The 21,031-nt window shown below is 71.0% G+C and carries 14 protein-coding genes; 8 read left to right on the top strand and 6 right to left on the bottom strand.

Annotated elements, in window-relative coordinates; genetic code table 11:
• Positions 1 to 5: 5 nt before the first annotated feature.
• Positions 6 to 494 (top strand): Rv1363c family protein, encoded by a 489-nt coding sequence (locus J4557_RS21710; protein WP_208268521.1) that lies wholly within the window; start codon positions 6 to 8, stop codon positions 492 to 494.
• A 2-nt stretch (positions 495 to 496) separates the two neighbouring features.
• Positions 497 to 1,723, top strand: coding sequence for an Rv1363c family protein (locus J4557_RS21705; protein ID WP_504740039.1), 1,227 nt, complete (start codon positions 497 to 499; stop codon positions 1,721 to 1,723).
• 125 nt (positions 1,724 to 1,848) lie between these two features.
• Here the strand turns inward: J4557_RS21705 and J4557_RS21700 are convergent, their stop codons facing one another.
• The 3 genes from J4557_RS21700 to J4557_RS21690 are packed head-to-tail and all read right to left on the bottom strand — an operon-like array spanning position 1,849 to position 5,017.
• The gene (locus J4557_RS21700) at positions 1,849 to 2,736 is read right to left on the bottom strand and encodes an alpha/beta hydrolase (protein WP_208268519.1); all 888 of its coding nucleotides are present in this window, start codon (positions 2,734 to 2,736) and stop codon (positions 1,849 to 1,851) included.
• Entirely contained in the window at positions 2,733 to 3,971 is a 1,239-nt protein-coding gene (locus J4557_RS21695) for an alpha/beta fold hydrolase (RefSeq protein ID WP_208268518.1), read from the bottom strand. Before J4557_RS21695 ends, J4557_RS21700 begins: the two co-directional genes overlap by 4 nt.
• Before the next feature lie 41 nt (positions 3,972 to 4,012).
• The gene (locus J4557_RS21690; protein WP_243776135.1) at positions 4,013 to 5,017 is read right to left on the bottom strand and encodes an aldo/keto reductase; all 1,005 of its coding nucleotides are present in this window, start codon (positions 5,015 to 5,017) and stop codon (positions 4,013 to 4,015) included.
• 139 nt (positions 5,018 to 5,156) lie between these two features.
• Here J4557_RS21690 and J4557_RS21685 point away from each other — a divergent pair, with 139 nt between their 5' ends.
• A complete protein-coding gene (locus J4557_RS21685) occupies positions 5,157 to 5,762 on the top strand; it encodes a response regulator transcription factor (protein ID WP_208268516.1) in 606 nt (201 codons plus the stop codon).
• Here the strand turns inward: J4557_RS21685 and J4557_RS21680 are convergent.
• A complete protein-coding gene (locus J4557_RS21680; protein ID WP_208268515.1) occupies positions 5,703 to 7,520 on the bottom strand; it encodes a sensor histidine kinase in 1,818 nt (605 codons plus the stop codon). The genes J4557_RS21685 and J4557_RS21680 overlap by 60 nt on opposite strands.
• Positions 7,521 to 7,958: 438 nt before the next feature.
• On the opposite strand from J4557_RS21680, the gene rpoB reads away from it, so the two are divergent.
• From rpoB to J4557_RS21665, 3 genes are all read left to right on the top strand, one after another.
• Positions 7,959 to 11,426, top strand: coding sequence for a DNA-directed RNA polymerase subunit beta (gene rpoB, locus J4557_RS21675; RefSeq protein WP_208268514.1), 3,468 nt, complete (start codon positions 7,959 to 7,961; stop codon positions 11,424 to 11,426).
• Positions 11,427 to 11,446: 20 nt separating this feature from the next.
• Positions 11,447 to 15,319, top strand: coding sequence for a DNA-directed RNA polymerase subunit beta' (locus tag J4557_RS21670; protein ID WP_208268513.1), 3,873 nt, complete (start codon positions 11,447 to 11,449; stop codon positions 15,317 to 15,319).
• 234 nt (positions 15,320 to 15,553) lie between these two features.
• On the top strand, positions 15,554 to 15,787 hold the full coding sequence (locus J4557_RS21665) for a hypothetical protein (RefSeq protein ID WP_208268512.1): 234 nt from the start codon (positions 15,554 to 15,556) through the stop codon (positions 15,785 to 15,787).
• 114 nt (positions 15,788 to 15,901) lie between these two features.
• Here J4557_RS21665 and J4557_RS21660 read toward each other — a convergent pair whose 3' ends face one another.
• A complete protein-coding gene (locus J4557_RS21660) occupies positions 15,902 to 17,131 on the bottom strand; it encodes a CU044_5270 family protein (protein ID WP_208268511.1) in 1,230 nt (409 codons plus the stop codon).
• Entirely contained in the window at positions 17,124 to 17,699 is a 576-nt protein-coding gene (locus tag J4557_RS21655) for an RNA polymerase sigma factor (RefSeq protein ID WP_208268510.1), read from the bottom strand. Before J4557_RS21655 ends, J4557_RS21660 begins: the two co-directional genes overlap by 8 nt.
• Before the next feature lie 204 nt (positions 17,700 to 17,903).
• On the opposite strand from J4557_RS21655, the gene J4557_RS21650 reads away from it, so the two are divergent.
• Positions 17,904 to 18,884: an aldo/keto reductase gene (locus J4557_RS21650; protein WP_208268509.1), complete on the top strand. Its 981-nt coding sequence runs from the start codon at positions 17,904 to 17,906 to the stop codon at positions 18,882 to 18,884.
• 245 nt (positions 18,885 to 19,129) lie between these two features.
• Positions 19,130 to 20,764, top strand: a complete 1,635-nt coding sequence (locus J4557_RS21645) for a hypothetical protein (protein ID WP_208268508.1) — start codon at positions 19,130 to 19,132, stop codon at positions 20,762 to 20,764.
• The last annotated feature ends 267 nt before the right edge of the window (positions 20,765 to 21,031 follow it).

The raw sequence follows: 21,031 nt of genomic DNA, 5'->3' as shown, positions 1-21,031 counted from the left end.
GGCCGATGAGACGCCTCTCACCGCAGATCGCCACGATCGCCCTCGGCGTGCTCGTCGTCGCGCTCGCCGTCTTCACCGGCGTCTACTCCGTCCGCGTGTACCACGGCGAGGACGCCGCCGACCAGCGCGCGAAGGCGACGCAGTCGGCCCGCCAGATGGGCGTCAACCTGATGACGATCAGCGCCTCGTCCGCGCAGAAGGACCTCGACCGGATCGTCGCGGGCACCACGGGGAACCTGAAGAACAAGCTCTCCTCCCAGTCCAAGACGCTGCTCGGCACGCTGAGCCAGACGCAGGCGAAGTCGACCGTCAGCCAGGTCGAGGCCGGGGTCGTGTCCATGGACGGCGACTCCGCGGAGGTGATGGTCTCCCTCAACGGGACCGTCACCAACCCCAAGGTGAAGGACGGTGCCCCGCGCGCCTACCGGTACCTGATGGAACTCAGCCGGGTCGGTGACCGCTGGCTCGTTTCCGATCTGGAGGTGGTCCCGTGACCATGCTCGGCCGGGGCAAGCGCTCCGCACCGGAGAAGGGCAAGGGCTCCCGCAAGAACGGCGCGGCGGGCAAGGACGGCGCCGCCGGCAAGGGCGACGCCGCGGGCAAGGAGGGCGGCGAGGGCCGCACCCGTACGGCCGCCGAGCAGGCCGCCAAGGCCGAGGAGGCCGCCGAGGCGGCGCGGCTCGCCGAGGAGGCAGCCGAGCGCGCCCGCGAGGCCGCACGGCTGGCGCAGATCGCCGCGGAGGCGGCCGCAGCGGCCGACGAGGCTGAGGAGGCCGGCGACGGCGACGACGCCCCTGCAGGCTCGGTGAAGGCCGTCAAAACGGCTGTGAAGCCCCGCCGCACCAAGAAGGCCCCTGAAGTCGCGCCTGAGGACGACGAGCCCGCAGCGGACGCCTCAGCGCCCGCAGAGGCATCGGCTGCCGACGTCGACGAGGTCGAGACGGGCGCGAAGCCCGAGAAGACCGGCCTCGAGAAGACCGAGAGCGACTCGGCCGGCATCGGCACCGAAGAGGAGACCGAAGCCGAGGACGAGGACGACGAGGCCGACGAGGACTCCGAGGGCGACGCCAAGGCGGAGGCCGCCGAGGACGACGAAACCGACGACGACGCCGAGGACGAGGACGACGCGCCCAAGGCGAAGCGCGGCGGCAGGCTGACCCTCAAGAAGGCCGCCAAGGTCGAGGCCGACGACGACTCCGACGAAGACGACGACGACGCCGAGCCGGGGCGCCGCTTCAGCACCGGCGGGTTCACCCTGCTCGCCGTGCTGGTCGTCCTGGTCATCGCGTTCGGCACCGCGTCGACGCTGCTGTTCCTCAAGGCGCAGAAGCAGAGCGCCACGGACGATGCCCGCAAGAACGGCCTGTGGGCCGCGTCCAAGGCCGCGCAGGAGCTGTCGTCCTACGACTACCGGACGATCGACACCGACACGAAGGCCGCCGCCGCCATGACGACGGGCAAGCTGCACGACGACTACGTCAAGCAGATCCCGTCCTTCAAGGCGCAGGCGACCGCGCAGCAGCTCATCGGGACCACGACGGTGATGAAGACCGGCGTGGTCAGCGCGACCCCGGACCGGGTCGTGGCGCTGGTCTACGCCGACCGCTCGTCCGCCACCAAGAACGACAAGACGCAGCAGCTCCCCGAGTCGCTGCGGCTGAAGATGACCATGGTCAAGGTCCACGGGAAGTGGCTGGCCGAGAAGGTCGACGTCATCTCCTGACCCGTTGATCTCCGTCGGAGACGACCGTGCGGCCACCCCTTGAAGGGTGGCCGCACGGGTGAAGCCGGACCGTGATCAGAACGGTCACGGCGGTGCGGATGGCGTGGCCGGCGCTCGCGGCGGTGTCACAAGGTGGCGTTCAGGTGGCGGGCGACGTGCTCCACCGATTCGGTGACGGTCCGGTCGTCGTCATAGAAGTCGAATTGGGTGCGGTCGTCGAGCCAGACGGTTCGGAGCGGGGCGTGGAGGCGGGCGGCGAAGCGGCGGATCCCGTCCGGGATGGCGGCGGTCTCGCTGTGGACCGACAGGGTCGGGACGGTGATGCGGTCGGCGCTTTCGGCGGGTTCGAAGGTGAGCCATTCGGCCCAGGCCATCAGGGCGAACCGGTTGCGATACTGGGGGATGGCGCCCCTGGACCGGTCGAGGTAGTAGGTGAACGGGCCGTACATCGCGGCGGTCGGGTCGGTGTCGCTGACGGCGGGCACGTACTGGACCTCGCCGGTCTCCTCGTAGTGGGCGCGGGCCTTCTGGCCGATGACCAGGTGCTGCTGGAAGGACTCCTCGCCACCGAGGGCCATCCGGGCGAACTCGGCGTCCTGCAGCCCGGCCGCGACCATGGCCAGGGATCTGACCCTCGGATCGCCCGATGCGTGCACTGCGGCGAAGGCACCGCCCGCGCAGACGCCGACGGAGCCGATGCGGTCCGGATCGATGCCCGCGGCACCGGCCAGGAAGCTCACGGCGTGTTCGAGGTCCTGGTTCTTGAGCGAAGGGGACTCGACGTCGCGGGGCTCGCCGCCGGACTCGCCATAGCCGGTGAAGTCGAACGCCAGCGCGGCGAAGCCGTGGGCGGCGAGCCGCTGCGCGTACAGCCCGGCCATCTGCTCTTTGACGCTGGTCCAGGAGCCGGAGACCACCACCGCGGGCAGGTCGCCGGAGGCGTGGTCGGGCCGGTACAGGAGGCCGGCGAGGGGGACGCCGACGGCGTCGAAGGTCACATGCTCAACGGTCATCGGGAGACTCCTTGTCGTTCTGGCGCAGGTGATCCACAGGTGTGGGCGGTGCCGGCGGTCCCGCCGGCGAAACGGTCCCCGATCCAGGCGAGGATCTCCGGCATCGCACCGTCGTCGATGCCGGTCGCGCCGCCCCAGGTGTCATGCTCGAGGCCGGGACGGACCCGGTAGTCGATCCGCGAGCCGGTCCGGCAGAGCGCGGCGGCGGTCCGGTCGCTGACCTGGCGGGTGACGACGGTGTCGGCGTCGCCCTGCAGGAACAGGACCGGTCCGGCGACGTACCGCCGTCCGGTGCTGTTGCGGGCGAGGTAGCGGGAGAACGGCGCATCGGTCAGGTATCCGGGCCGGGTCAGCCGCTCGCCGGTCAGATCCGAGTAGACGGCGAGGGCGACGTTCAGACAGCCGGTGCGGGTGGTGCCGATCCGGTCGAGTGCCGCCGGGGTGAGCAGCTTCCTCAGCCGGATGCTCGGGTCGCTGAACGCCGCGCCCTGGGCGATGAGGGGGACGAACCCGCCGTAGGGCGAGGTAGCGTCCAGATGGTCCACCAGGGCCGTCAGATCGGTGGCGGGTGAGGTGACGACCGCGCCCAGGTAGCCGGGTTCGGGCCGCGAAACCTGGCGTTCGGCGAAGCCGAGAGCCGCGCCGCCGCCCTGGGAGTGGCCCCACAGGACCCAGTCACGTGACAGGCCGGGCACTGCCTGGCGGGCGGACCGGAGGGCGCCGACGATGTCCGCTGCCTCCGCGGTCTTGTTCACGAACTCCGGACGCCCGTCGGTGCCGAGCCCGGCGTAGTCGGGTGCCACGACCGCGTAGCCCCGTTCGAGGAACCGCGTCATCTGGTTCCCGTGGTAGAGGTCCCTCATGAGCGACGGCGCGCAGGCGGCCCCGATGCCGCTGGAGCCGTGGGCGTCGACGACGACCTTCGGGTGCTTGACGCCCGGCGGTAGGAGGACGACACCGGAGGCGGCGATGTCCCGGCCGGCGGAGGTGCGCGAGTGGTACAGCACCCGGACACCCCGCACCGGCCTGCCCTCGACGACGTAAGCCGACGTCCGCTCCTGCTTGATCAGTGCGCCCAGCGATGCGGGGCGCAGCGGGTGCGGAGCGTCGTAGAGCGTCGTCCGGGGCAGCGCGTTCCGATGCTGTGCCTCCCACGCCCAGGCGACCTGGCACGCCTGGTCGCAGGAGTCGGCACGGACGGCGACCGCGAACGCGGTTCCGGCCGCGCCCGTCACAGCGGCCGCGAGTGCGGCGCGAACGGCCCTTCCCGGGGCGTTCACGGGCGCCGCCCGTCGACACGCCGCCCGACCGGGCCATAGACGAAATCGGTGGTGGCCGCGCTGAACTCGCTGGGAAAACCCAGGTCGATGGCGCTCGCCTCGTTCAGGCGGGCGAGCGCGTCCTCGGGCAGGGACAGCCGGAGCGCGGCGAGGTTGTCGGTGAGCTGGGCGGCGTCGCGGACGCCGATGATCGGATGGATCCGGGGGTTCCCGGCCCGCGTCCAGGCCAGGGCGACCTGCGCCGAGCCGGCGCCCAGCTCGTCGGCGACCGCGTCGAGGGTTCGCGCCACGGCCAGCTCGTGCGCGGGCACCTCGACGCCGCGGCTGGTCCGCGGTGCGGCGGCGCCGCGGGTGAACCGGCCCGAGAGCACGCCGCCCGCCAGTGGTGACCAGGCCGCCACCGACAGGCCGAAGGCGTCGGCCATCGGCAGGAGTTCCCGCTCGATGTCGCGCTTCACCAGGCTGTAGGGGACCTGGATGGCGGCGAAGGGCGTCCGGCCGCGGAAGGCGGCGATGGTGTTGGCCTGGGCCACCACCCAGGCGGGCGCGTCGGAGATCCCGACGTACAGCGCCTTGCCCGCCCGTACGACGTCGTCGAGCGCCCGCATCGTCTCCTCGATCGGGGTGTGCGGATCCCAGATGTGCACCCACAGCACATCGACGTGGTCGGTGCGCAGGCGCTCCAGACTCGCCTCCAGCGAGCGGACCAGGTTCTTGCGGTGGTTGCCCGACGCGTTCGGGTCCGTCCCGTCCATGGTCAGCGTGTACTTGGTCGCCACCACGAAGTGGTCGCGGTCCGCACCGAGCAGTTCGCCGACGATCCGCTCGCTGGCCCCCTCGGTGTACCTGTTCGCCGTGTCGATCACATTGCCGCCCGCCTCCGCGTACGCGGTGAGGATCTTGCGGCATTCCTCGACGGGAGCCCCCCAGCCCCAGTCTTCGCCGAACGTCATCGTCCCGAGGAAGGCCTCGGAGACGCGCAGGCCGGTTCGGCCCAGCATCCGGTAACGCAACGAACCGCCTCATCCCGTGAGAAGAACTCGTGAACGGGAAGAATGATCGTCCGGTGCCGTCGCCGCCTGTAGTGCCCCTGTACGTGATCTGAGCGTGCATTTTGCATAGTCGTGGGATCATGGTGCGGTGATCCGGCTCCTCCTCGCCGAGGACATGTCGCTGCTCCGCGAGGCCCTGGCCGAGCTGCTCGACCAGGAAGACGGTTTCGCGGTCGTGGTGCAGGTGTCCTCCGGGGCCGACATCGTCCGGCAGGCCGAGCTGCACCGGCCCGACGTCGCCGTCATCGACATCGACCTGCCCGGCCAGGACGGCATCAGCGCCGCCGCCGCGCTGCGCGAGCGGCTGCCGTCGTGCGAGGTGCTGATCCTCACCGGGTTGAGCGGGCCGGGGCAGCTTCGGCGGGCGCTGGAGGCGGGGGCGGCGGGCTTCCTGCCCAAGGACGTGCGGCCGGCCGAGCTGGTCGAGGCGATCCGCACCATCGCCGCGGGCGGCAGGGCCGTCGATACCGCCCTCGCCCTGACCGCGCTGCGCACCCCGCCCAGCCCGCTGACCCGCCGCGAGACCGAGGTGCTCCGGCTGTCGGCGACCGGAGCCCAGCCCCTGGAGATCGCCGAGCGGCTGTTCATCGGCTACGGGACGGTCCGCAACTACCTCACCTCGGCGGTGACCAAGTTAGGCGCCCGCAACCGCATCGACGCCATCCGCATCGCCACCGAGCGGGGCTGGATCTGACTCGAACTCGGCGACCAGCTCGTACCGGCCGCCTGGCCGGGGGCTCGCTGTCAGCCGCCCTCCGGTCCGCGCCGCCAGGCTGTCCAGGCCGGTCCCGTCGCGCTGCGCGGCCACGGGCGGGGGCACCCCGTCGTTGGCGATGGTCAGGCGCACCAGCCCGCCGTCGGTCACCACGGTGATCGCGCATTCGCGCGCTCGGCTGTGCCGCAGCACGTTCGTCACGCTCTCCCGCAGCACCGCCGCCAGGGCCGTGTCCGTTTCCCGGTCCAGCGGCCCGGTGTCCACCAGGGTCTCCACCATCACCCCGGCTGCCTCCAGCACCTGCCGGGCCGTATCGATCTCCTCCGCCAACCGCAACCGGATCCGGCCATCGGTGATCGAGTCCAGCTCAGCCGCCGACCTGCCGACCAGCTCCCGCAGCGAGGCCAGTTCCGCCTCGGCCCGCTCCGGATCCCGGTCCAGCAGCCGCAGCGCCAGCTCCCCCCGCAGCGCCACCGCCGACAGGCTGAACCCGAGCACATCGTGCAGATCCCGGGCTATTCGCACCCGTTCCTTCGTCACGGCCTCCTCGGCCAGCTCGTGCCTCGCCCTCTCCAGAACGGCCACCAGCTCGCCGAGCCGCGTCATGCTGTAGACCAGCCCGCCCAGGATCAGATCGGACACCAGCCCCGAGCCGATCTGCACCGGCGGCAGCACCGGCGGTGGGGTGACCCACAGCACGACGTGCAGGCAGAGCACCCCGGCCACCACGGCCAGGGACGCCGGCGGCCGCAGCCGGACCAGCGCGAGCCCGATGAAGAACCCCCACATCCCGTCGACAAGTCCCCAGGTCGGCACGAGATAGGAGCCCGGCCAGGCCAGCGGGAAGGTCAGCAGGGCGATGAGCAGGAGCCGGAACCGGAAGTGCGGAACCAGATACAGCACGATGATCGTGGCGACGATCGGCAGGATGACCGGTAGCTGGGCCGGATCGGCCGACGCCACGGCCGCGGTCCTGGCCAGCCCCTGCATGCACAGCACCCCGAGCAGCACAAGCCACGTGATCCGCGGCGACCGTGGGCCCGGCCGGTCGGCCGCGACGCCCTCCGTCCGGTACTCGGCCGCCGCCTCCCGGATGCCGGTCAGCGTCCGCCGTGCCCGCTCGGCGGCGTCCCGGACCCCTTCCGGCCCACCGGGGGACAGCAACTCGCCGATCGCCCGTAGTCCACCGCCGACGATCGTGCGCAGCTCGCTGTCCAGGCGCAGCCGCTCGCGCAGTGCAGCCAGCCGCGCCAGTTCCCCCTGCGCGGCGTTCAGATCGCGGATCATCCCCGCCAGCGAGTACAGGCTGAAGACGATGAGGGCGTCGTTGACGGTCGCCGTCGCCCGCGAGATGGCGTCTACGGCCCCGTCGTGCTCCAGCAGCCCACCGGCCAGCACCGCCCCGAGCAATCCCAGGAAGAGCGCCGTGGCCGCCCGGCCGGGCAGGGCCACCAGGAGGGCCGCGCCGACGGTCCAGGGGATCCAGTCCCAGTCCGTCCCGACGACCTGGAACGGCAGAGCGGCCAGCCCCGTGACGACGACGACCAGGCCGTACCTCAGCCGCCGCGGCCACGGCCGCCACAGCAGCGCCACCAGTGGCGGATACGGGAGCATCGTCAGGGCCAGCGCGCAGCCGCCGCGATGGTGGGTGATCCCGTTGAGCAGCCGGATGAGAACGATCAGCCCGAGCGCGATCCACATCATCCCGCGCGCCACTCGCGGCGACACCCTGTCCATGCCCAGACTCTAAGCTCCTGCCGACCGGCCGCCGACCAGGAGATTGCGCAGCGTTCTCATGCTGGGTTCTGGTGCGAGGATGGTCGGGATTCCGGGCTTGAACGTGCGCCTCCGCGGCCCTACCCGGCGCCGGGCGTGGGGGCCTTAAACTATGGCCTTCCTCACTGCAGGTCAGGGCCTGAAAAGTCCAAGTCCGCTCTTGACTGCAAGGCCCTGAGGGGCGATGCTCCATGGCAACGTGATGCATACTGCGGCGCTAGAGTTGCGAGCGGTGTACCAGTCGGCTACACTGCCCCTTTGCGCTGCCCTCTGACTATCCACGTGTGAGAGCACTCCCGAGCGGGTCCGTTTTGGACCCTAACGCACGGGTCTTGAACGTGGGTCGTCTGGCGTGCGTGTCGTCAGTTACGCCGCGAGCCCTCGGAAGGACCACCACTCTTGGCAGCCTCGCGCAACGCCTCGAATACCGCAACCGGTCCGAACCGCGTCTCCTTCGCGCGCATCAAGGAGCCGCTCGAAGTCCCGGACCTCCTTGCTCTGCAGACCAACTCCGTTGACTGGCTGCTGGGCAACGAGAGGTGGAAGGCCCGGGTCGAGGCGGCCCAGAAGGCCGGAAGTAAGAGCGTCCCGACGCAGTCGGGGCTGGAGGAGATCTTCGAAGAGATCAGTCCGATCGAGGACTTCTCCGGGACCATGTCCCTCTCGTTCCGCGACCACCGGTTCGAGCCGCCCAAGTACTCCGTCGAGGAGTGCAAGGACAAGGACATGACCTACTCCGCCCCGCTGTTCGTCACGGCGGAGTTCATCAACAACACCACCGGTGAGATCAAGAGCCAGACGGTGTTCATGGGCGACTTCCCGCTCATGACCCCGAAGGGCACCTTCATCATCAACGGCACCGAGCGCGTCGTCGTCTCGCAGCTGACCCGCTCGCCCGGCGTCTACTTCGACCGCGCCCTCGACAAGGCGTCCGACAAGGACATCTACGGCTGCCGGGTCATCCCGAGCCGCGGCGCCTGGCTCGAGTTCGAGATCGACAAGCGCGACAACGTCGGCGTGCGCATCGACCGCAAGCGCAAGCAGCCGGTCACCGTGCTGCTCAAGGCCCTCGGCTGGGACGAGGCCCGCATCCGCGAGCACTTCGGCGCCTACGAGTCGATCAACGTCACCCTGGAGAAGGACCACACCTCCGGCCAGGACGACGCCCTCCTCGACATCTACCGCAAGCTGCGGCCGGGCGAGCCGCCGACCCGCGAGTCGGCGCAGACCCTGCTGGAGAACCTGTACTTCAACCCGAAGCGGTACGACGTCGCCAAGGTCGGCCGCTACAAGATCAACAAGAAGCTCGGCCTCGACCTGGACATGCGCCAGGGCACCCTCACCGAGGACGACATCGTCGCCACGATCGAGTACCTGGTCCGGCTGCACGCCGGCGAGGAGGAGGCCACCCTCGGGGCCGTCTCCGTGCCGATCGAGGTCGACGACATCGACCACTTCGGCAACCGGCGCCTGCGCACGGTCGGCGAGCTCATCCAGAACCAGGTCCGCCTGGGCCTGGCCCGCATGGAGCGCGTCGTCCGCGAGCGGATGACCACCCAGGACGTCGAGGCGATCACGCCGCAGACGCTGATCAACATCCGGCCGGTCGTCGCCTCCATCAAGGAGTTCTTCGGCACCAGCCAGCTGTCCCAGTTCATGGACCAGACCAACCCGCTCGCCGGGCTGACGCACAAGCGCCGCCTGAACGCGCTCGGCCCCGGTGGTCTGTCCCGTGAGCGCGCCGGCATGGAGGTCCGCGACGTCCACCCGTCGCACTACGGCCGCATGTGCCCGATCGAGACGCCGGAAGGCCCGAACATCGGCCTGATCGGCTCGCTCGCCGCGTTCGGCCGGGTCAACCCGTTCGGGTTCGTCGAGACCCCGTACCGCAAGGTCGAGGACGGCCGGGTCACCGAGCAGATCGACTACCTGACGGCCGACGAGGAGGACCGCTTCGTCATCGCGCAGGCCAACTCCCTGCTCAACGAGGACGGCACCTTCCAGGACGACCGCATCCTGGTCCGCCGCAAGGGCGGCGAGGTCGAGCTGGTCCCGGCCCGCGAGGTCCAGTACATGGACGTCTCGGCCCGGCAGATGACCTCGGTCGCGACCGCGATGATCCCGTTCCTGGAGCACGACGACGCCAACCGCGCGCTGATGGGCTCCAACATGCAGCGCCAGTCCGTCCCGCTGCTGCGCAGCGAGGCGCCGCTGGTCGGCACCGGCATGGAGTACCGCGCGGCGACCGACGCCGGCGACGTGATCACGGCCGAGAAGGCCGGCGTCGTCGAGGAGGTCTCGGCCGACTACGTGACCGTCATGAACGACGACGGCACCCGGACGACCTACCGCGTGTCCAAGTTCAAGCGCTCCAACCAGGGCACCTGCTTCAACCAGAAGCCGATCGTGGACGAGGGCCAGCGGGTCGAGTTCGGGCAGGTCATCGCCGACGGCCCGTGCACCGACGACGGCGAGATGGCGCTCGGCAAGAACCTCCTCGTGGCGTTCATGCCGTGGGAGGGCCACAACTACGAGGACGCCATCATCCTCAGCCAGCGGCTGGTGCAGGACGACGTCCTCTCCTCGATCCACATCGAGGAGCACGAGGTCGACGCCCGCGACACCAAGCTCGGCCCCGAGGAGATCACCCGGGACATCCCGAACGTCTCCGAGGAGGTCCTGGCCGACCTCGACGAGCGCGGCATCATCCGCATCGGCGCGGACGTCGTCCCCGGCGACATCCTGGTCGGCAAGGTCACGCCCAAGGGCGAGACGGAGCTGACCCCCGAGGAGCGGCTGCTGCGCGCGATCTTCGGCGAGAAGGCCCGCGAGGTCCGCGACACCTCCCTGAAAGTGCCGCACGGTGAAGAGGGCAAGGTCATCGGCGTCCGGGTGTTCTCCCGCGACGAGGGCGACGAGCTCCCGCCCGGCGTGAACGAGCTGGTCCGGGTGTACGTGGCCCAGAAGCGCAAGATCACCGACGGCGACAAGCTGGCCGGCCGGCACGGCAACAAGGGCGTCATCTCCAAGATCCTCCCGGTCGAGGACATGCCGTTCCTGGAGGACGGGACGCCGGTCGACATCGTGCTCAACCCGCTGGGCGTGCCCGGCCGGATGAACGTCGGCCAGGTCCTGGAGACCCACCTCGGCTGGGTCGCCTCCCGCGGCTGGAAGGTCGAGGGCGACGACGCCGACTGGAAGCGGGCGCTCAGGGAGATCGGCGCGGACGAGGCTCCGCCGTGGACCAACACGGCCACCCCGGTCTTCGACGGTGCGCGCGAGAACGACGTCACCGGTCTGATCGAGAGCACTCTGCCCAACCGCGACGGCAACCGGATGGTGGGCCCGGGCGGCAAGGCGCGGCTGTTCGACGGCCGCACCGGCGAGCCGTACAGCGACCCGATCTCGGTCGGCTACATCTACATCCTCAAGCTGCTCCACCTGGTCGACGACAAGATCCACGCCCGCTCGACCGGCCCCTACTCCATGATCACCCAGCAGCCGCTCGGCGGTAAGGCCCAGTTCGGCGGCCAGCGCTTCGGTGAGATGGAGGTGTGGGCGCTGGAAGCGTACGGCGCCGCCTACGCCCTCCAGGAGCTGCTGACCATCAAGTCCGACGACGTCCTCGGCCGCGTGAAGGTGTACGAGGCCATCGTCAAGGGCGAGAACATCCCCGAGCCCGGCATTCCCGAGTCCTTCAAGGTGCTCATCAAGGAGATGCAGTCGCTCTGCCTCAACGTCGAGGTCCTGTCGAGCGACGGCATGTCCATCGAGATGCGCGACACCGATGAGGACGTCTTCCGCGCAGCGGAGGAGCTCGGCATCGACCTGTCCCGGCGCGAGCCGAGCAGTGTCGAAGAGGTCTGATCAACTCAAGGGGAAAACAGTTGCTTGACGTCAACTTCTTCGACGAGCTTCGCATCGGCCTGGCGACCGCCGACGACATCCGCCAGTGGTCCCACGGCGAGGTGAAGAAGCCGGAGACGATCAACTACCGGACCCTCAAGCCGGAGAAGGACGGGCTCTTCTGCGAGAAGATCTTCGGTCCGACCCGGGACTGGGAGTGCTACTGCGGCAAGTACAAGCGCGTCCGGTTCAAGGGCATCATCTGCGAGCGCTGCGGCGTCGAGGTGACCCGCGCCAAGGTGCGCCGTGAGCGGATGGGCCACATCGAGCTGGCCGCGCCGGTCACGCACATCTGGTACTTCAAGGGCGTCCCGTCGCGCCTCGGCTACCTGCTGGACCTGGCCCCGAAGGATCTCGAGAAGATCATCTACTTCGCGGCCTACATGATCACCAGCGTGGACGCCGAGCGCCGCGACCGCGACCTGCCGACGCTGGAGGCCCACATCTCCGTGGAGCGCCAGCAGATCGAGCAGGCCCGCGACGCGCAGGTCGAGGCCCGCCAGCAGAAGCTGGAGGGCGACCTGGCGGAGCTCGAGGAGGCCGGCGCGAAGGCCGACCAGAAGCGCAAGGTGCGCGACGGCGCCGAGCGGGAGATGAAGCAGCTGCGCGACCGCGCGCAGCGCGAGCTCGACCGCCTCGACGAGGTGTGGAGCCGGTTCAAGAACCTCAAGGTCCAGGACCTGGAGGGCGACGAGCTGCTCTACCGCGAGATGCGCGACCGCTTCGGCAAGTACTTCGAGGGCGGCATGGGCGCCGCGGCCATCCAGGCCCGGCTGCAGAACTTCGACCTCGACGCCGAGGCCGAGAAGCTGCGCGACATCATCCGCACCGGCAAGGGCCAGAAGAAGGCCCGCGCCCTCAAGCGGCTGAAGGTCGTCTCGGCGTTCCTCAACACCCGCAACAGCCCGCTCGGCATGGTGCTGGACTGCATCCCGGTGATCCCGCCGGACCTGCGTCCGATGGTGCAGCTGGACGGCGGCCGCTTCGCGACCTCCGACCTGAACGACCTGTACCGCCGGGTCATCAACCGGAACAACCGGCTCAAGCGCCTGCTCGACCTGGGCGCGCCCGAGATCATCGTCAACAACGAGAAGCGGATGCTGCAGGAGGCCGTCGACGCGCTGTTCGACAACGGCCGCCGCGGCCGCCCGGTCACCGGGCCCGGCAACCGTCCGCTGAAGTCGCTGTCCGACATGCTCAAGGGCAAGCAGGGCCGGTTCCGGCAGAACCTGCTGGGCAAGCGCGTCGACTACTCCGGCCGTTCGGTCATCGTCGTCGGCCCGCAGCTGAAGCTGCACCAGTGCGGCCTGCCCAAGCAGATGGCGCTGGAGCTGTTCAAGCCGTTCGTCATGAAGCGGCTGGTCGACCTCAACCACGCGCAGAACATCAAGTCCGCCAAGCGGATGGTCGAGCGCGCGCGCCCGGTCGTGTGGGACGTGCTGGAAGAGGTCATCACCGAGCACCCGGTGCTGCTGAACCGTGCGCCGACCCTGCACCGCCTGGGCATCCAGGCGTTCGAGCCGCAGCTGGTCGAGGGCAAGGCCATCCAGATCCACCCGCTCGTCTGCACCGCGTTCAACGCGGACTTCGACGGCGACCAGATGGCGGTGCACCTGCCGCTGTCCGCCGAGGCGCAGGCCGAGGCGCGGATCCTGATGCTGTCGACCAACAACATCCTGAAGCCGTCGGACGGCAAGCCCGTCACCATGCCCACCCAGGACATGGTCATCGGCCTGTACTGGCTGACGACGCAGAAGGACGGCGCCGACGGCGAGGGCCGCGCGTTCGGCTCGATCGCCGAGGCGATCATGGCCTACGACCGGCACGAGCTGGACCTGCAGGCCAAGATCCAGATCCGGCTGAAGGACGTCCCGCCGCCGCGCGGCTGGCAGGCGCCCGAGGGCTACGAGCCCGGCCAGCCGTACCGGCTGGAGACCACGCTCGGCCGCGCGCTGTTCAACGAGGCGCTGCCGGACGACTTCCCGTTCGTCGACGACGAGATCGGCAAGAAGCAGCTGTCGGCGATCGTGAACGAGCTGGCCGAGACCTACCCGAAGGTCGCGGTGGCCAACGCGCTGGACGCGCTGAAGAGCACCGGGTTCCACTGGGCCACCCGGTCCGGTGTGACCATCTCCATCGACGACGTCGTCACGCCGCCCAACAAGCAGGACATCCTGAGCGGCTACGAGGCGCGCGCGGAGAAGGTGCAGCGCGAGTTCAACCGCGGTCTGATCACCGACGACGAGCGCAAGCAGGAGCTCATCGAGATCTGGAACAAGGCCACCGCGGACGTCGCGGTGGACATGGAGAAGGCGTTCCCGAAGGCCAACCCGATCTGGATGATGATCCAGTCGGGCGCCCGAGGCAACCCGCTCCAGCTGCGCCAGATCGCCGGTATGCGCGGCCTGGTCTCCAACCCGAAGGGCGAGACCATCCCGCGCCCGATCAAGTCGTCCTTCCGCGAGGGGCTGTCGGTCGTCGAGTACTTCATCTCGACGCACGGCGCCCGGAAGGGCCTCGCGGACACCGCGCTGCGGACCGCCGACTCGGGTTACCTGACCCGGCGCCTGGTGGACGTCGCGCAGGACGTCATCGTCCGCGAGATCGACTGCGGCACCGACCGGACGATCCCGTTCGAGGTCGCCGAGAAGCTGCCGGACGGCACGCTGGTCAAGCTGGCCACCTCGGAGACCGCGCTGATCGGCCGCACGATCGCCGAGGACGTCGTGGTCGACGGGACGGTCATCTTCCCGGCCGACACCGACCTGTCCGACGCGGTGGTGACCCGGCTGGTCGAGGCGGGCGTCGAGTCGGTGCGGACCCGCAGCGCGCTGGTCTGCGAGGCGAAGATCGGTGTCTGCGCCGCCTGCTACGGCCGCTCGCTGGCGACCGGCAAGCGGGTGGACGTCGGCGAGGCCGTCGGCATCATCGCCGCGCAGTCCATCGGTGAGCCCGGCACCCAGCTGACCATGCGGACGTTCCACACCGGCGGTGTCGCCGGCGGTGACATCACGCACGGTCTGCCGCGCGTCCAGGAGCTGTTCGAGGCCCGCATCCCGAAGGGTGTGGCCCCGATCAGCGAGGTCGCCGGCCGGATCAAGATCGACGAGACGGAGAAGACCCGCAAGGTCGTCGTCGTCCCGGACGACGGCTCCGACGAGATCGGCTACCAGGTGCCCATGCGGTCCCGGCTGCTGGTCAAGGAGGGCGAGCACGTCGACGTCGGCCAGCAGCTCATCGCGGGTGCCATCAACCCGCACGAGGTGCTGCGCATCCTCGGCCCCCGCGCGGTGCAGCTGCACCTGGTGCAGGAGGTCCAGGAGGTCTACCGGTCGCAGGGCGTGTCGATCCACGACAAGCACATCGAGATCATCGTCCGCCAGATGCTGAAGCGGGTGAACATCCTCGAGTCGGGCGACACCGAGCTGCTCCCGGGCGACCTGGTCGAGCGTCCGATCTTCGAGGAGACGAACCGGAACGTCGTGGCCGAGGGCGGCACGCCCGCCGCCGGCCGCCCCGTCCTGATGGGCATCACCAAGGCCTCGCTCGCGACCGAGTCGTGGCTGTCGGCGGCGTCCTTCCAGGAGACGACCCGGGTGCTCACCGAGGCCGCGATGCACGCCAAGAGCGACCCGCTGCTCGGCCTCAAGGAGAACGTCATCATCGGTAAGCTCATCCCGGCCGGTACCGGCATGCCGCAGTACCGCAACGTCCGGGTCGAGCCGACCGAGGAGGCGAAGGCGGCGGTGTACTCCGTCGGCTCCTACGACGACGGCGCCGAGTACGCCTTCGGGCAGGGCTCCGGCGAGGCCGTGCCGCTGGAGGAGTACGACTTCGGCCAGTACAACCGGTAACACCTGAGCCGGGGACGCGTCCCCGGTGGCGAGGGCCCCTTCCGCTGCGGCGGGAGGGGCCTTCCGCGTTCGGGGGGCCGTTCCATCCGGATCGGCGCCGGCCGCGTACAGGTGATCTACCTGCGGTTTCGCCGACTTTCTTGACCCTTGAGCGTGTTTTGCGGTGCTGTGCCCGGGGACGACCCAGATGCTGGTTGAAGTCGCGTCGGGGGAGGAAATCGTATGAAGAGGGTCATGACCGCAACGCTGCTCGCCACCGCCGTCGTGCTCGGAGGGGTGGGCACCGCGAGTGCCGCCCAGCCGTCCGGAGGCGGCCAGGGGACGCAGCAGGACTGCCGCACCTACTCCAGCGTGAAGGCGTGCGGCAAGATCGACCTCAACGCCAAGCAGCGCGCTTGCGCGGAGAAGTACGTCAAGCTGGGAATGACCCACGCGCGGGCCGAGGTGGAGTGCCACGCCTTCGCCTGACCGGTTCGGCTGATCGGTTCGACTGACCGACGCACACGGAAAAGGGCCCGCTCCAGGGGAGCGGGCCCTTCCATGTCGCCGGAGCCGGAGCCGGCCCCGCGATCGGGAGCGGGTTCAGCGGCGCGGCGGCGCCTGGTCGGTCCACTGCGCGACCTCGAACGCCTGGTAGGACGCCAGGTCACCGGGACGGCTGAACCGGTCCGGCATGTTCTTCGCCGCCAGCGCGCGCGGCTTCCCGTCGTCCCCGGGCGGCAGCGGACGGCTCCCCTTCGGCGGCGTCGCCACCAGGTCCCGGACGGCCAGCAGCGCCCCGCGGGCCGGGTCGACGATCAGCTCGCGCGTGTAGGTGCCGAGCTGCTTGGGCGCGGTGTACAGGCCGAGCGGGACCGTGGTCTTCAGCGGCAGCGAGATCACGGTGCCGGCGCGGCCGAGCGGGTCGGTCGTCCGCCCCCCGGCCCGGACGCCGGGCTGCGCCGCCAGCATCCGGAACGCGGCACCGCGCACCTTCGGCGGCGCGGGCGCCGTGGACAGCAGCGCGGTCGTCACGTCGCTCAGCGCCCGGAGGCGCTCCTGCCCCCGCAGGGAGCGGATCGGCTCCTTCGTCCGCTTGGCCGAGTACGCGTGCCAGTCGCCCCGCAGGTTCAGCAGCGCGTCCTCCAGGGCCTTCGGCTCCGTGGGAAGCCGCGCGAGCTTCGCCGGCGTGAGTCCGTAGGCCAGGTCGCCGGACGACACGGGGAACGGGCCCGCGGTCATGGTGCGGGGGCCCATGTCCAGGAAGACGGAGCCGACCGCGCCCTCGGGGTCGGGCACGCGGGCCATCTTGGGCGCTCCCGCCGCGCGCCACTTCCGCGCGTCCTCCGCGGTGAGCGGGACGTCGGCCATGTCGAGGTGGAACATGCTGCCCTTGCCGTCGCGGCCCGTCCAGGTCTCGTTGCCCTGCCGCGAGTCGACCTTGTAGAAGTCCTGCGCGCTCCTGCCGACCGCGAAGATCTGGCCGCTGATGCTCCGCGTGTGCCAGTACGAGCCGAGCGGGGCCTTGTCCGCGTTGGTGGCGGCCACCAGCAGCACGTTCCCCTCCTTCGGCGGCTCGGTGCGGCCCTGCGCGCGGTCCCCGGGTTGCGACACGACGACGGCGGCGGCGGCGGCTCCGGCGGCGAGGGCCGCCGCCACCGCGCCCGCGAGCGGGAGCCGGAGACGGCGGCGGAGCGGCCGGGATCGGGTGGCGCGGGCCTGGGATCCGTCCGTCTCGTCCGGGTGCCAGTCGATGCGCGCGGCGAGCGCGTCCGGAGGCTCCTCCTCGGCCAGGGCCGTCCGCATGTGACGCAGCGCGTCCAGTTCATCCATCGTTCTCCTCCAGGGGGAGGGCCTTCCGGAGCTTGGTCCGGGCCCGGTGGATCTTCGCCTTGACGGTGCCGAGCGGCAGTCCGAGCGCCGCCGCGATCTCGCCGTACGACATCTCGGCCCAGGCCAGCAGCAGGACCGCGTCGCGCTCCTGCGCGTTCAGCGACGCCAGCGCCCTCGCCAGCTCGGGACCGAGCGCGGCGGCCGCCGCACGGTCCCCGGCGCGCTCGGCGACGCCGTCCTCGGCGGGGTCCACGCCGGTCCGCGCGAACGCCCGGTACATGCGGGTCTCGTGCCGGTGGTGCTTGGCGATCAGGTTCGAGGCGATGCCCCACAGCCAGGCGCCGAACTCCGCGCGCCCGTCGAACCGCTCCCGCTGCCGGAACGCCGTCGCGAACGACTCCGACACCAGGTCGTCGGCGAGGGCGGGCCCGAGCCGCCGCCGGACGTAGGCGTGCAGCCGCGGCGCGTGGCGGCGGAACAGCTCGCCGAACGCCTCCGGGGTGCGCAGCGACGCCGTCACGATCTCGGCGTCGCCCAGTTCGCCGGGGGCCCGGCTCACCACGGCCATGGGCGTCTCTTCATGGTGGGTCTCCGTGACTCTGGGGGGGTGCTGACACCCCCTCTATCCCGAAGGCCGCCTTCCGGTTGCGCCCTGCTCGGGCCCCGCGGTCACGCGGTGCTCCGCGCGCCCGTCCGGATCCGGCGGAAACGGGTTGGCCAACGGCCGTCTCGTTCTGCATGGTGGGGGACGCTGAACCGAGAGGAGAGACACATGGAACAGGTGCGGCTCGGGACGACCGGGACGAGGGTCTCGCGGATCTGCCTCGGCATGATGAGCTTCGGCGACCCCGCGCAACGGCCCTGGGCGCTGGACGAGGAGGCCGCGGAGCCGATCGTGCGCCGGGCGGTCGAGGCCGGTGTGACGTTCTTCGACACCGCCGACATGTACTCGCGCGGTGTGAGCGAGATCATCACCGGCCATCTGCTGGCGAAGCTGTTCCCCCGCCGGGACGACTACGTCCTCGCCACCAAGGTCTGCCTCCCCGTGGGCGACGGGCCCAACGACAAGGGGCTGTCCCGCAAGCACATCATGGCGGGCATCGACGACTCCCTGCGGCGCCTGGGCACCGACTACGTGGACCTCTACCAGATCCACCGCTGGGACTACGGAACGCCCATCGAGGAGACGATGGAGGCCCTCCACGACGTGGTGCGCGCGGGCAAGGCGCGGTACATAGGCGCGTCCAGCATGTTCGCGTGGCAGTTCGCCAAGGCGCAGCATGTGGCGGACAGGCACGGCTGGACGAAGTTCGTCACGATGCAGAACCACTACAACCTGCTGTACCGCGAGGAGGAGCGGGAGATGAACCCGCTCTGCGCCGACCAGGGCGTCGGCCTGCTGCCGTGGAGCCCCCTCGCCCGCGGCCGGCTGGCGGGCAACCGCGACCGCGGCGGGCGCACCAACACCGTCCGGGCGGGCAACGACGCCTACGGCGAGATGATGTACGAGGAGGCCGACTTCGACGTGGTCGACGTCGTCCGCGAGGTCGCGGGGGAGAAGGGCGCCCCCATGGCGCAGGTCGCGCTCGCCTGGCTGCTCGGAAGGCCCGGTGTGACGGCCCCGATCGTCGGTGCGACGAAGGTCGCGCACATCGACGACGCGGTCGCGGCCGCCGGGCTCGCGCTGGACGACAAGGACGTCGAGCGGCTGGAGGCGCCGTACCGGCCGCACCCGGTGCGCGGGCACGGCTGAACCGCCCCCCGGACGTTCCCGCAGGTGGTGCCCCCGGTCGGAACGGATCGGGGGCGCCGGACGTCTATCTTGGGCGATGATTTGCGATACCACCGGCGATCGGGGCAGGCTGGGGGCCAGAACGCCCACGGGCGGCCAGACCGCCACGGGGCGAGACGAGTGACAGGTCCGGGGAACCGCCGAGCGGATCTCCGGACGACCGGGACTGAGGAGCCCCGGGACGACGGCGCTGAAGGAGCCCGACGATGACCGAGAATGACGGCACGCAGGGACCGCAGCGGCCGTTGCCGGAGGACGAGGGCCGGCCGGCCCCCGAGGAGCGGGGCGAGCCCCCCGCGCGCCCGCTCGGCGACCGGACCGTGGTGTTCGGCGCCCCGCAGCTGGGCGGCGCGGCCGGCGGGCAGCGGCCCGCGGCGCCGCAGGAGCCCGGCGAGCAGGAGCGGCAGGCCCCTCCGCCGCCGCCCCCGACGATGGTCGAGCAGCCGCTGCGGCAGTACGGCGAGCAGCCCCCGCCGCCGCCCCAGCAGCAGTTCGGCGCCCCCCAGTACGAGCAGCAGCAGGAGCGGCAGCCCTACGGGCAGCAGCCCGGAGGCCAGGCGCCCTACGGCGCGCCTCCCGCTCCTGGCGGCTTCCCGCCGCCGGAGCAGCAGTACGGCGGCCAGCCGGGCCAGCAGTACGGCCGGCAGCCCGAGCAGCAGCAGTACGGTCAGCCCCAGCAGCCGGCGTACCCGCAGCAGCCGATGCACGGCGCGCCGCAGGAGCAGCAGTACGGCCAGCCGCCGTTCGGCGCCCAGGGCGGTTACGCGCCGCCCCAGGAGCCGCGCTCGCCCGAGGGCGGCTCGCCCGCCGAGCAGGCGCCTCCCGCTCCGGGGCAGCCGCAGGACGCGGGCAACGAGCGCACCCTGATCGTGCCCGGCCCCGGTGCGGGCGGGCAGGAGCCCGAGCGGCCGCAGCGTCCCCCGGTGGACGACCAGGCGACGCTCCACTGGTCGCCCGGCACCGACGTGCCCGTCGCGACCGGCCCGGAACGCCGGCAGGAGCCGCCCGCCGAGCCGTGGCAGGCGCCGGTGCCACCGTCGACGCCGGAGCCGTGGTCGCCCGAGGCGTCCCAGCCGGGGCAGCGGCAGGGCGGGCCGGGCCAGGGCCAGGCCGACCACGAGCGGACGATGATGGTCCCGCCGCCCGAGTCGGGCTTCGGCGGGTCCCCGCAGCCGGAGGAGCCGCCCGCGTTCGGCGCCCACGCCGACCGCGGCGTCGAGGACGCCCGGCCGACCGAGGCGTTCGACCCGTCGGCGCAGTCGCAGGGCCGGCACGCCGCTGAGCCGTCCGGCGGGCTGGGCGAGCACACCCGGCTGGACATCGGGCAGCAGTCGTGGCAGCCGCAGTCCCAGCAGCAGCAGCCGCCGCAGCCCGGCGCGCAGCAGTTCGGCCAGGACTACGGGCAGCAGCAGGACTACGGCCAGCAGCAGGGCGCGCAGCAGCAGTACGGTGCGCAGCATTTCGGCGCCCAGCAGGACCAGCAGCAGTACGGCCAGCAGCCGGGCCAGCAGTTCGGTCAGCAGGAGTACGGCCAGCAGCAGGACTACGGGCAGCAGGGCTTCGGCCAGCACCAGCAGGGCGGGCAGCAGTTCGGCCAGCCGGGCGAGCAGCAGCAGTACGGCGAGCAGCAGTACGGCGGCCAGCCCGCGTTCGGCCAGCCGGGCCAGCCCGCTCAGCACGGCCAGCAGGGACAGTTCGGGCAGCCGGGTCAGTACGGCCAGCCGCCCGCGTACGGGACCGACGAGGGCAAGGGCGGCAAGAGCAACACGCTCCTGTACATCATCGGCGGCGCGGTCGTCGCGGTGATCCTCATCGTCCTGATCGTCGCGTTCGTCCTGTAGCGGGGGCCGGCGGGGGAGGGCGTAAAAGATCGTCGACGTCTTCCCCAAGGGCCGGGGTGTGAGTCACAATGCCGACGGGTCTTCCCGCCACCGGGCGGGAACACCCGTCGGCCTTCTTCCGTTGATCCCTGCGGGTGAGTCGGCTTTCGAGGGCCCTCCGGGGTTGCGCCGGACCGGGCTCGCGCGGTAGTGCGCTGTTCGCTTTGCACTTTGGCGAAGGGGTCGGTAACCTCTTCACTTGTGCCCGCTGTATGCGGGCCGCTATGC

This window comes from Actinomadura nitritigenes (assembly GCF_017573545.1).
Classification (GTDB): Bacteria; Actinomycetota; Actinomycetes; order Streptosporangiales; family Streptosporangiaceae; genus Spirillospora; species Spirillospora nitritigenes.
The sequence above is the reverse complement of the archived record's forward strand: the minus strand, read 5'-3'. Positions and strand labels throughout refer to the sequence as shown.